Source organism: Thermomicrobium roseum DSM 5159, assembly GCF_000021685.1.
Taxonomy (GTDB): domain Bacteria; phylum Chloroflexota; class Chloroflexia; order Thermomicrobiales; family Thermomicrobiaceae; genus Thermomicrobium; species Thermomicrobium roseum.
Map to the genome: position 1 here is coordinate 268,606 of NC_011961.1, position 11,279 is coordinate 279,884.

An 11,279-nucleotide genomic window follows, 5' to 3' on the forward strand; every position below is an offset into this window, starting at 1 on the left:
TGCCAGTGCTGTTGCGCTATTCCTCCCGACGCGCACCGCTCCGTGCCTTTCTCACCGAGGCCCTGGACGGTGCACTGGCATACGATCGGATCGCTGGTTTCTTCAGTTCCTCGATCCTCGAGGTCGCTGGAGAGCCGCTAGAGCGGATGGCACCCGGTGCGCGGGTGCGTGTCGTCGCCAACTCCGCGTTGCAGCCGCTGGACGTCGCGACGGCACGGGCGGCGAAGGCCGCGATGTACGCCGAGTGGTGCCGGTCGCTTCCGGAGTATCTCCCACCCCGGTTGAAGGAGCGGCTCCGTCGCCTCTACACGTTTCTGGCGAGCGGTCAACTCCAGGTACGCGTCTTGCCCGATACCTATTTCGGTCTCATCCACGGGAAGGCCGGCGTGATCACGCGAGCCGATGGCTCGCGGATCGCGTTTCTGGGAAGCGTCAACGAGTCACAGGAAGCGTGGGAGGTCAACTACGAACTCCTCTGGGCTGACGACTCGGAGGCCGGTGTCTCCTGGACGATAGAGGAGTTCGAGGCGCTCTGGCACCACGCTGGTGCCGTCGATCTGGCTGATGCCGTGGTGCGGGATATCGAGCGCCTGACGCGCCGGATCGTGGTACCGAGTATCGCCGAGTGGCGTGAGCAGTACCGAGCGGAGCCGGCCGCTGCGGTGGTGGAGCTGCCGGTCGCTCGCCAGGGAACGGGCTTGTGGGCGCACCAGAAGTACTTCGTCAAGCTCGCGTTCGACCTGCATCGCGAGCGTGGGGCCCGACTCCTCCTGGCGGACGAGGTTGGGCTGGGCAAGACGGTCCAGCTCGGGCTCGCGGCCAAATTGATGGCTCTCTGGGGTGGTGGGAATGTCCTGGTGCTCGTCCCCAAGCCCCTCCTCTGGCAGTGGCAAGACGAACTGTGGGACTTGCTCGCGGTGCCCTCGGCGGTGTGGACAGGCCGGGGTTGGATCGACGAAAACGGCGTGGACTATCAGGCGAATGGGCTGGAGGGACTGCGCCGCTGCCCACGAAAGGTGGGAATCGTCTCGGCTGGGCTCATCACGCAGTCCGATGAGGCTGCCGAGATCCTGGCTAGCCTCCGCTACGAGTGTGTGATCCTCGACGAGGCACACCGGGCGCGACGTCGAAACCTCGGTCCATCGCATCGCAACGAGAAGGCCGATCCGAATAACTTGCTCCGCTTCCTGCAGCGTGTAGCCGAGCGGACGCGGAGCCTGCTCCTCGCAACGGCGACACCCGTGCAACTGGACCCGATCGAGGCCTGGGATTTGCTGGAAGCACTCAATCGCGGTAACGAGACCGTCCTCGGAAGCCGGTATAGTCGATGGCTCACTCGCCCGCGTGAGGGACTGGACTATGTGCTCGACCGGGCGAGTCCGCCGGACGACGTGCGGGAAGTGTGGGAGTGGGTCCGCGATCCGTTGCCGCCGGCGGGCGAGGGGCCAGTCTTCGCTATCCTCCGCCGGTCACTCGGGATGAACGAGACGGAAAGCTGGGCACCGCCGGAAGCGTTCGATCGTCTCGCTCCACCAGCGCAGCATCAGCTCGAGCGTCTCGGCCGCGAGTTCTTCCGGAACCACAATCCCTTTGTTCGACATATTGTCCGGCGAACGCGCGAGTTCTTGGAGCAGACCATTGACCCCGAGACGAGTGAGCCCTATCTCACGCCGGTACGGGTCCGCCTGTTCGGTGAAGGGGAGCATGATGCGCTCTTGTTGCCGCCGATTCTCAAGGATGCCTACAAGACTGCTGAAGAATTTTGTCAGGAAGTGGCATCGCGCCCTGGGCTCAATTCAGGTTTTCTCAAGACGCTCCTCCTGCGCCGGGTGGGAAGCACGATCGAGGCGGGGAGGTTGACCGCACTGCGACTCCTCGAAGGTGGTGAGCAGGCCGATGAAGACGAGGAGGAGGAACGCCCCTCGCTTCTCTATCCCCTCACCGAACGGGAGCGGGACTTGCTCGAGCGCTTTCTCCGGTTGCTGGAAGCGGCGAGGGAGGAAGACCCAAAGTTGCAAGCGGTCAACGATTTGCTCTGCCGCGGTGTCGACGATACCGGCCCGTGGCGGTCTCTCGGTTGTATCGTCTTCAGCCAATATTATGACTCGGCGCAGTGGCTAGCGCGACGCCTCTCCGAGCAGCTTCCCGAGGAGGAGATCGGCCTGTATGCTGGCTCGGGCAAGTCGCAGCTCTTCCAAGGGGGAACTGCGACGCGCGTTGGCCGGGATGTACTCAAGGAGCGTGTGCAGCGGGGGGAATTGCGCATTTTGGTCGGGACGGACGCTGCCTCGGAAGGGCTCAATCTGCAGCGACTCGGGACACTCATCAATGTGGATCTGCCGTGGAATCCGACCCGTCTCGAGCAGCGTAAGGGAAGAATCCAGCGGATCGGTCAGCCTCGGGCGGTCGTTTTTCTCTGCAACCTGCGCTATCGGGGATCGGTGGAGGATCGGGTGCACCAGCTTCTCTCGGCTCGGTTCCGTGCGATTCACGATATGTTCGGTCAGCTCCCCGAGACACTGGAAGATGTATGGATCGCGGTCGCCTTGCACGAGGAAGAGAAGGCTCGGCACCTCATCGATGCCGTACCCCGGAAGCATCCCTTCGCGCTTCGCTACCATCAGATCACGCCAGTTTCGTGGGAGACTTGTGCAGCCGTGCTTGAGCGAGAGAGCCAGCTGGAGTTGCTGCGTCAGGGCTGGCAGTGAAGAGCGCGTCGAACAAGCGACTCGCTGAGGCTTCTCCATCCTTCGAGGTATCTCCCCTGCACTGTGGAGTGGAGCGCAGGGGCGCCACCACGGAGAATTCCCGCCCCGTATCGCGCCGCAAACGCAAGCGCTACAGCAGAGTGGCGTCAGCATCGCGGATCCAAACCTCCCTTCGTACCATGCCGCAGACGCCCGTCTCAGGCAGCGCACCCCCAGGGGAGCGACAGGTGGGTCGAGGTTGGAGCGTCCGCGACCACACTGCTCGATGAAGAGCCTCGCTACGCTCCGGGAGCGGCGGTTGCTGTAGCCAAAAAAGGCGCGGTCGCCTCGCTGTCCTCGCGAACGATGCCAGGCGACGGGCGGTGCCGAGGCAGCGGGCGGGGCGGGAAGCCCGCCGATCGCCCAGCCCCCGGTGTCTCCTACCGACCGCGTCCGACCAGCCCCGCCCCGAGTGCGAGCAGCGTGACGGCGAACCAGCCGCTCACGACCGGTATGGGGAGGGCGAGCGGATCGGTGAATGGCTCGAAGGTGAACGTGCCGATCGCCGACCAGGCGCCCCAGGCCGAGCGGAGCGGGAGCGCCAGCCAACCGGTGACGGCGATCAGGCTCACGAGATGCCAGGGGACGGAGATGGCGGTCGCTAGGAGGTTGGCGACCGCGAGCGTCGCCAGGGCACTCGCGAGCAGCCACGAGGCGCACTCCAGCCGACCGAGCGGCGTGTCCGGGAGATAGGCCGTGGGGGGATCGGCGAGCAAGTAACCGCACCAGACCAGCTGGCCGACCGCCCAGAGGAGGAGCAGCAGGATGAGGAGATACCGGCCGAGGAAGCGGAGCGACGCAGTGGATACCTTCCGCATCGTCAGGACTCCTCGGCACGGTCGAGTTGGACGGTGATGCTTCCGCTACTGCTTTCCGTGCCCCAGACGAGTTGGAACGAGCAGGGTTCCGCCGTGAGCCGCTCGAGCTGCAGACGCACGGTGGTCGCCTTGGTGAGGTCCGACCAGGCGAGCGACGACGCACCGCCGGCGCTCCGCACGCACGGTGACGGGAGGAGTTCGAGCTGGGCCTGGCGCGGTGGTGTGCGCCCGCGCGGCGCCAGGTGCACGCGCAGCTCGAACGGCGCGCCGACCGGTGGCGGGTCCCGTGGCGCGGCGACCGACACCCAGAAGGCGGGGAGACCGCGCCGGGCGATCTCGATGCCCGAGTCCGGGTAGACGAGCATGCTGCGTACCCGGAGTGCCCCCTCGCGCTCGAAATGCAGCGATAGGGGAAAGGTCCCTGGCCGGCGCCAGTCGTCTGGAACGACGTTGGCCAGGACGAGTTCGAGAGTGTGACCGAGGACGAAACCGCGTCGTGGGCCAGCAAACAGGTCAACCGTGTCCCACTCGAGGACGCCGCCGGTCGGGTCGGGTGACCAACGGACCCGCAACAAAAGCGCGCTGCCGCCGGCCCGCTGGTCCCACACTGACAGCGTGCCGGGTGGGCTAGCTGGATCGAGTGCGACGCGGAGGTGGAGGAAGAGCGTGACGACCGGACCGGGCGTCGGTGGCAAGTCGAGCGGGAAGAGCTCGAACTGGTTCGGGAGCGGGTCGCTCAGCTGGATTGCTGGCAAACCGTAGTCGGCGAAGGAGCGGAACCCCACTGCTGCCGTCGGACCGAACCGGGTGAAGGAGACGAGGGGCACGAGCACCGCGGCGAGGAGCAGGGGGAGGAACACGGTCGTCAACCGGTCTGCCACGGTGCTCCTCCCGCCGGTCATCGCTCAACGGTCCTCGTTGCCTGGAACCTGGTGCTGGCTGCGGTACACCCAGAAAGTGAAGAGCGCGAGGACGAGACAGCCGTAGAGCACCGCGTGGATGGCGGTGAAGGGCGGGCCGTAGTACAGGCGGAGCGCGTCCAGAAGACGCTCCGGACGGAACTCGCCGGTGCGTACCGCGTAGTACAGTCTGTCGAGCGTGAAGGAGAGGAAGGGGAGCAAGAACCCCACCAGTGCTGCCAGCGGGAGCCAGAGCCGGACACGGCCGCGCCAGAGCGCCCACGCCGAGACCGCGAAGAGCGAGCCGTAACCGAAGAGCAGGGCGGCGAGGACACGGAGGTCGAACCGCAGTTCCGGGTAGTCTTCGCGGAAGGATCGCCAGAGATAAAAGAGCGTCGCGGCGCCGAACAGTGCTCCCAGGAGCGCGAGCCCGAGTGCGACACCCTTGCGCAGGGACTCGGGGATGGGGGAGCGTGGCGGTAGGCTGGGCACGGCACCGGCGCGTTCCGACGGCATGAGCACCCTCTCAGGGTAGGACGACGATCGTCGCGTAGCCATTGCTGAGGTAGAAGTTGCGGTTCCCTTCGCCCCAGCGACCGCTCGGCCAGGAGTCGTTGTTCGCCATCCAGAAGGTGTCCTCGGTGACGGAATATCCCTGATTCCGGAAGAGTGCCGCAAAGTACTCCTCGGCAGTTTCGCTCCAACCGAATTGTTCCTGAGATGTCCCCTCGTTTCGGTCGATGTGTGTCGTGGCCAGGACATACCGTCCCCAGGCAGTCGAGTAGAAGTAGTCGGTCGATGCTGGGGCATAGACGCGGATGTGGTGGAACCAATTTATGTATCCGGGAATGAGGAGTTTGCGGCCTGGGTCGCTATCCCAAAACCATCCGCTCCCGTCATTGGCGCGAAGGTACATGGAGGATCCTCCAACGCCGCCCACGATACTTTTGACTCGGTTCACGGACGCGTTCGTTCGGAATACCAAGGTGACTGGCCAGTCGACGTTATTGGAGCATGCGCAGGAAGTCGAGAAGTTGTCCCAATTATACCAAGTGTCTCCGCTATAGGAAATCGTTGTGTATGTCGTGGTACTGCCAGCGAGGGCAGTCACACCAAAAATCATGAGAAGTGCAGCGGTGAGGAGTATCGCCACTGCTGTTTGGGCAGTCTTCTTCAGCATGTTTCCTCCTTTCGCTTTGCCAGAGGGCGCGTTCCGGAGGCGTCGATGAGTCGAGCGAGGACGCGGAGGCTGACCGGGAAGTGCCTCCGTTCCGCAGCGCCGTCGAGCATCAACCTCAATACCACAGTCCGAGTGCGCGGTCGTCACGGAACGAGACGACCACGACGACGAGCGATACCTTCTGCTCGATCGTCTGCTCAGGAATCTCGGCGTCGTCCCAGTCTGCGCGCTCGTCTTTCACGACGACCGGAAACGTGCCGGAGACCGCGAGCGGTTCGGAGAACTGCAAGCCGACGACCGCACCGATGAGATCACCCTGGCGGTCATGGATCCCAGGCAAGTGCTCCATGACGGACGGCTCGGCTCGGGTGAGGAGCGGCGCGAGCCACGGTGCGTCGAGGGCGAGCTGGATCGCGCGGTCGCGGAGTTCGCCCCGCAGGACGAACGGGTCTTCGTCCGGTGCGACGCGGGCGTACGGACCGCTCGCTTCCAGCCGCACCACCTGCTCGCTTGCCAGATCGACCCAGACGAGGATGCCCCACGCCTCCTCCACCGTATAGGTCGCCTGCACGAAGCGCGTCGGTGACCAGTTGACTTCCCAGTCCGCCGGGTGCACCCAGGTCGCGCGGACCGTTCGCGGTGCGTCGAAGGGGAACCAGACGCCAGCGGCGACGATCCGGCCGTCCGGACCAGTGACGGGATTGACCTGGACCGGCGAGTCGGGTCGGGCGCCGGAGCCGACGAGCGCTTGCACGGTCGGGTGCTGCTGGGCGACCGCCCGGGCGCGCGCAGCCTGGTCTTCCGGAAGGAGCAGCGGGGGAGCCGGAGGCTGCTCCAGCTCGGCACGCGAACGGAGGGCCTGCCAGAAGCCGAAGGCGACAGCGCCAGCAGCGACGGTGAGGCTCGTCGCGAGCATTGCGCGGCGCGTCAGGTGTGGTGGCATCGTCCACCTCCTCGAACTTCGGAAAGGACGTCATCTGACCTCAGTATAGAATGGGGGGCGGGTTGTCAAGCGCTGAACGCATGACAGTTTTGTCACGGTCGGGCACTAGCTGTCGTATCGCACGGGGCAGGTACAGCCGGAGCGGTTAGCTCCACCGACGAGGGTCCTGTGGGGTTGCTGGTGGTGGCTGTGCCGGCCAGCTGGCGCTCCTGGCCGAGGCGCAGCGGTGCGTTGGCGCTCGCTGCGGCCTCGAGCTCTGCCCGACACCGCGGTGCTGGAGGAGAGCCGAGCGGGCGGGCGCAGGACGCGCTGTGGTTCACCCGCCGTGCTGCAACCGAACGTCTACTACTACGGTACGGGCAACGGCGTTACGCCCCGAGGAGATCGTCGACCGCCAGCGAGATGTCCGGGAACGCCTGGGGGCTGATCCGGTCACCGGGGCGATACGTCAGCGTGTCCCGATACCTGTCCCCGACAGGTTCGCGAAAGACGAGGACGCGCTGACCCGGTAGATCGATCAGCCAGACTTCCGGGATGTCGGCTCGGGCGTAGAGGGGGAGCTTGACGTCGCGGTCGTAGGCCAGGGTGGTGTCGCTGACCTCGACGAGGAGGAGGACGTCAGCTGGGGTGGGTCCGGCGTGGCGGTAGTAGTCGGGGCGGGGGTGGAGGAGGGCGAGGTCGGGCTGGGGGAGGGTTTGAGCGCTCAAGCGGATCGGTCCTTGAGGTTGGACGATCGCCCGTCCGGCGAGCGCGGTCGCGAACCGCTCCGTCAGCCAATTCACGCAGGCCTGGTGTGCCCAGCCGATGGGATTCATGTCGTAGAGCTCTCCTTCGATCAGCTCGACCCGCGCATCTTCCAGCAAGATGCCGGAACGCACCATGCGCTCGAGGTCGTCCACCGTGAAGCGGTGCCGCGTCGGTACCGGTGGGGCTGTCTGCTGCATAGTACCGCCCTCCCCGCTGGCGTCGGCCGGTCGTAGCAAGCGTAGCATGCCGGCGCGATCGTCGCTCAGCGGGGCAGCTGGCCTCTCTGGCGGCGGGCGGGCCGCTCGTCCGGCGCCGCACTGCGCGGCTCAGGCCTGAGCAGCGACCGGGGCGCTTCGCTGTTCCGCCATGGTCGCGAGCAGGGCTGCGCCGTAGGGTTGGCGGCGGTCTCGTGCTGGGGCCGACGTCGTGGATCTGGAGGAGAGCCGAGCGGGCGCAGGACGCGCGGTGGTTCACCCGCCGTGCTGCAACCGAACGTCTACCACTACGGTACGGGCAACGGCGTTACGCCCCGAGGAGATCGTCGACCGCCAGCGAGATGTCCGGGAACGCCTGAGGGCTGATCCGGTCACCGGGGCGATACGTCAGCGTGGCCCGATACCTGTCCCCGACAGGTTCGCGAAAGACGAGGACGCGTTGACCCGGTAGATCGATCAGCCAGACTTCCGGGATGTCGGCTCGGGCGTAGAGGGGGAGCTTGACGTCGCGGTCGTAGGCCAGGGTGGTGTCGCTGACCTCGACGAGGAGGAGGACGTCGGCGGGGGTGGGGCCGGCCTGACGGTAGTAGTCGGGACGGGGGCGGAGGAGCGCGAGATCGGGCTGGGGGAGGGTGCGCTCGCTCAGCCGGATCGGCCCCTGGGTTCGGACGATCGCACGATCGTCCAGACTGCGCACGAAGAACGCCGTCATTCGATCGACGACCGCCTGGTGCGCCCAGCCGATGGGATTCATGTCGTAGAGCTCTCCTTCGATCAGCTCGACCCGCGCATCTTCCAGCAAGATGCCGGAACGCACCATGCGCTCGAGGTCGTCCACCGTGAAGCGGTGCCGCGTCGGTACCGGTGGGGCTGTCTGCTGCATGGTACCGCCCTCCCCGCTGGCGTCGACCGGTCATGACAAGCGTAGCATGCCGGTGCGATCGTCGCTCAGCGGGGCAGCTGGCCCCTCCGGCGGCGGGCGGGCCACCCGTCCGGCGCCGCACTGCGCGGCTCAGGCCTGAGCAGCGACCGGGGCACTTCGCTGTTCCGTCATGGTCGCGAGCAGGGCTGCGCCGTAGAGCGTCAGGGCAGCGGCCAACTGCGCCGCGACGAGTATCCCGGTGACCGCGCCGAGCAGGCCGTACACCGCGCTCCCGCCCCCGATCGACTGAACTGCGGTGGTGATCGCGAACTTCGTGGCTTCCCAAGCGAGCGCGGTGGCGAGAGCACTGCCGCTGACGAGCCGCCAGGAGGGTGATGGCGCCGGCAGGAGAAAACGGTAGAGGAGCACGAACAGCACGAAGGAAGCGAGGAGACCGCTCCCGAAACGGAGCGCGGCCGGTAAGGCGAGAGCGATACCACTCACGATGCCACCGATCGTGAACCAGAGGAGCGCCAGCCCCAGCGCTCCGAGCGTTGCCCCGATGCCGTCGAGGCGGTCGCGGACGAACGAGGCCGATCGTTCCGGCGCGGCCACGGCAAGGAACCCGCGTCACAGCGCTGCACCGAGTGCACTCGCTGACCAGAGGGAGAGCAGCATGGTCACCAGTGCCAGCGGCCCGCTCGCGGTGTCTGCCTGCCTGGTCAGGATACCGCGGAGTTCCGGCTCCAATGGTGAAGCGTGCGGTACCTCGCTCAGGAGAAACTGGAGAACGAGGTCGGGCGGGATCGTCCCGCGCAAGAGCCTGCTCGTCACGATGGCGAGCAAGAGCAGAAACGGTCCGAGCGTGAGGAGGGCGCTGGAGGCGATGGCTGACGCGTGGAGAGCCCCGTCGCCTGAACGGAAACGCTGGAAGGCTCGCCAGAAAACCGTCTGTCGGGACCAACGGCAGGCTGCACGCAGGGACGAGCGGCCTGACATCGTGCCTCCCCGATCGGACGGGCGATGCGCCCGTGATGTCGCCGACATGCTCGCGCTCACCGACCTGTCTGGCAGGCGTCGGTTACGGGAAAGCAGGATACTCAACGGGTTATCTGCCCACGGGTCTTGCCACTGGCTGGTACGAGCTCGGCCTCTACCTCGTCGAAGCGGATGGTGACCGGGACGGTGTCGAAGCTTTCCACCCAGAGACCGATCGTGCCGCTGCCGAGCAGTGGGTCCTCGAGATCGGCGACGGTCTGGCTGGCGACGCGGAAGGTGAGCGTGCTGTCCTGGACCGCGAGGTCGAGTTCGAGCGGCTCGTCTGGCGGCAGGCTGACCGCGAGCGGTGTGACTGGCAGCAGCACGAGCGGCTCGCCGGCGAGGATAAGCGAGCAGAGCGCGACCAGTTGGCCACCGGAGCGTACCACGATGCACGTATAAAAGGAACGCGACTGGTCCGGCTCGAGAGTGGAACGGACAAGGAGGCCGACCCCTGTTTCGTCAGGGATCGTGACGCGAGTCCGGACCCGCTGGTCGGTGCCGGGTGGAACGGTGCGGGGCTCGAGGATGCCGAACGCTTGCGGGCGGGTCAACGTGACCGCATAAGCCCCGTCGGCGATTTCGCCCGAGCCGAGATCGCTCCGGCCGAGCGGCCAGTCGTTCTGGGTCGACTCGTCGAACGTCCAGCGGTAGGTGAGTCGCTGTCCCTCGGCTGGCCGCGGCTCGACCCGGATGACGGTCGGTGTGCGCTGGCTCGGCTCGCCGACGCGGATAGTCGTCGTCAGGATGGCGATCTCGGCGGCGCGCGGCTGGCGGAGTTCGACGGTGAGTTCGTCGCCCTGGCGATGCTGGCGCAGGATACCGCAGACCTGACTGAAGCTGGAAACCTCGGTGTCGTCGAGACGAGCGAGAAGCATACCCGGCTCGACACCAGCGGTGGCGGCGGGGCCGCCGGGGTTCACCCCGCGGACGACGAGACCGGTCGCGGTGCCGAAGCGCTCCGCGTTGCGGTGGATGCTCAGCTGGATCCCGAGCCACAGGACGCCGCGTCCCTCGGCGAGCGTCTGGGCGATTTGGAGCGCTGTCGCCGCGGGGAGGAAACGGCCATCCGGCAGCGCCAGGCCGAGTACCGCACCATAGCGATCCGCCATCAGAGCGCCGAAGATAAGGTCGTCGAGCGCGATGTTCACGCCGAGTTCATCGCGCTCGCGGTCGGGGTCGGTCGCGGTGCCGGTCGCTGCGGCCGGCAGGCTGATCGGTGGCTTGGTGGGGTCGCTCGCCGGGTAACCGAAGACGAGGACGTCCTCGCCGATGTCCGGTGTCTTGTTCGTGGCCAGCGGAGCGAGGGGGAGGTTTCGGGGGGAAGCGACGCGCACGACGGCCAGCCCATCGCACGTGCTGAGACCGAGCAGTTCGGCTGGTTCGGACTCGTTCTGGTCGGGTGCGCGGACACGCACCTGGGTCGGTGGCTGGTCAGCGATGGGGGGAGCGACCGTCAAGACGAGCCCTGGCGCGTAGGCGACGCCGGTGACGGGAAATGGTGGCTGATCGCCACGGGCGAACTCGACCAAGACGGTCGCAGGACGCAGGCGCTCTTCCACGTCTGCCCAGGAAAGAGGTTGCTCGCTGGTGCGGGGCGCCGTCGGTGGCGGTGTCAGCTGGTTGCGGAAGGGGAGGCTACGGCAAGCAGTGACGAGAAGCGCGAGCAGGAGCAGGAGTCGGGTGGAAAGCGCTGCGAACCGCCGCGCTCGCGTCGTCTGCTGACTCGTCCGCGTCATCGCTTCAGCCTGCCCTGCCACGCGATCGGGTGCCGTGCTGGCCCGATGATGGCACAAGGCCGGTCGCGTGGCAAGGAATGGACCGCGCTCC

At 66.7% G+C, this 11,279-nt stretch carries 11 protein-coding genes; 1 reads left to right on the top strand and 10 read right to left on the bottom strand.

The genetic code is table 11. From position 1 onward, the window contains the following. Window positions 1-5: 5 nt before the first annotated feature. Window positions 6-2,708, top strand: a complete 2,703-nt coding sequence (locus tag TRD_RS10480; RefSeq protein ID WP_012642547.1) for a phospholipase D-like domain-containing anti-phage protein — start codon at window positions 6-8, stop codon at window positions 2,706-2,708. A gap of 419 nt (window positions 2,709-3,127) precedes the next feature. Here the strand turns inward: TRD_RS10480 and TRD_RS10485 are convergent, their stop codons facing one another. The 10 genes from TRD_RS10485 to TRD_RS10530 all read right to left on the bottom strand — a co-directional run bounded on the left by TRD_RS10485 (window position 3,128) and on the right by TRD_RS10530 (window position 11,188). Further along, window positions 3,128-3,565: a hypothetical protein gene (locus TRD_RS10485; protein ID WP_012642904.1), complete on the bottom strand. Its 438-nt coding sequence runs from the start codon at window positions 3,563-3,565 to the stop codon at window positions 3,128-3,130. Window positions 3,566-3,567: 2 nt separating this feature from the next. Continuing rightward, on the bottom strand, window positions 3,568-4,446 hold the full coding sequence (locus tag TRD_RS10490) for a hypothetical protein (protein ID WP_012643237.1): 879 nt from the start codon (window positions 4,444-4,446) through the stop codon (window positions 3,568-3,570). 24 nt (window positions 4,447-4,470) lie between these two features. Then, complete coding sequence (locus tag TRD_RS10495; protein WP_041437260.1) at window positions 4,471-4,980, bottom strand: hypothetical protein; 510 nt, start codon at window positions 4,978-4,980, stop codon at window positions 4,471-4,473. A 10-nt stretch (window positions 4,981-4,990) separates the two neighbouring features. Next, a complete protein-coding gene (locus TRD_RS14680) occupies window positions 4,991-5,644 on the bottom strand; it encodes a hypothetical protein (protein ID WP_041437263.1) in 654 nt (217 codons plus the stop codon). A 115-nt stretch (window positions 5,645-5,759) separates the two neighbouring features. Then, the gene (locus tag TRD_RS14895) at window positions 5,760-6,587 is read right to left on the bottom strand and encodes a hypothetical protein (RefSeq protein WP_012642742.1); all 828 of its coding nucleotides are present in this window, start codon (window positions 6,585-6,587) and stop codon (window positions 5,760-5,762) included. 368 nt (window positions 6,588-6,955) lie between these two features. Continuing rightward, window positions 6,956-7,531: a Uma2 family endonuclease gene (locus TRD_RS10510; protein ID WP_012642402.1), complete on the bottom strand. Its 576-nt coding sequence runs from the start codon at window positions 7,529-7,531 to the stop codon at window positions 6,956-6,958. A gap of 325 nt (window positions 7,532-7,856) precedes the next feature. Then, window positions 7,857-8,432, bottom strand: a complete 576-nt coding sequence (locus tag TRD_RS10515; RefSeq protein WP_012642411.1) for a Uma2 family endonuclease — start codon at window positions 8,430-8,432, stop codon at window positions 7,857-7,859. A 129-nt stretch (window positions 8,433-8,561) separates the two neighbouring features. After that, the gene (locus TRD_RS10520; protein ID WP_012642511.1) at window positions 8,562-9,026 is read right to left on the bottom strand and encodes a YhjD/YihY/BrkB family envelope integrity protein; all 465 of its coding nucleotides are present in this window, start codon (window positions 9,024-9,026) and stop codon (window positions 8,562-8,564) included. Window positions 9,027-9,041: 15 nt separating this feature from the next. After that, window positions 9,042-9,410, bottom strand: coding sequence for a hypothetical protein (locus TRD_RS10525; RefSeq protein WP_012643238.1), 369 nt, complete (start codon window positions 9,408-9,410; stop codon window positions 9,042-9,044). 101 nt (window positions 9,411-9,511) lie between these two features. Then, complete coding sequence (locus tag TRD_RS10530; RefSeq protein ID WP_012643166.1) at window positions 9,512-11,188, bottom strand: S1C family serine protease; 1,677 nt, start codon at window positions 11,186-11,188, stop codon at window positions 9,512-9,514. Between the last annotated feature and the right edge of the window lie 91 nt (window positions 11,189-11,279).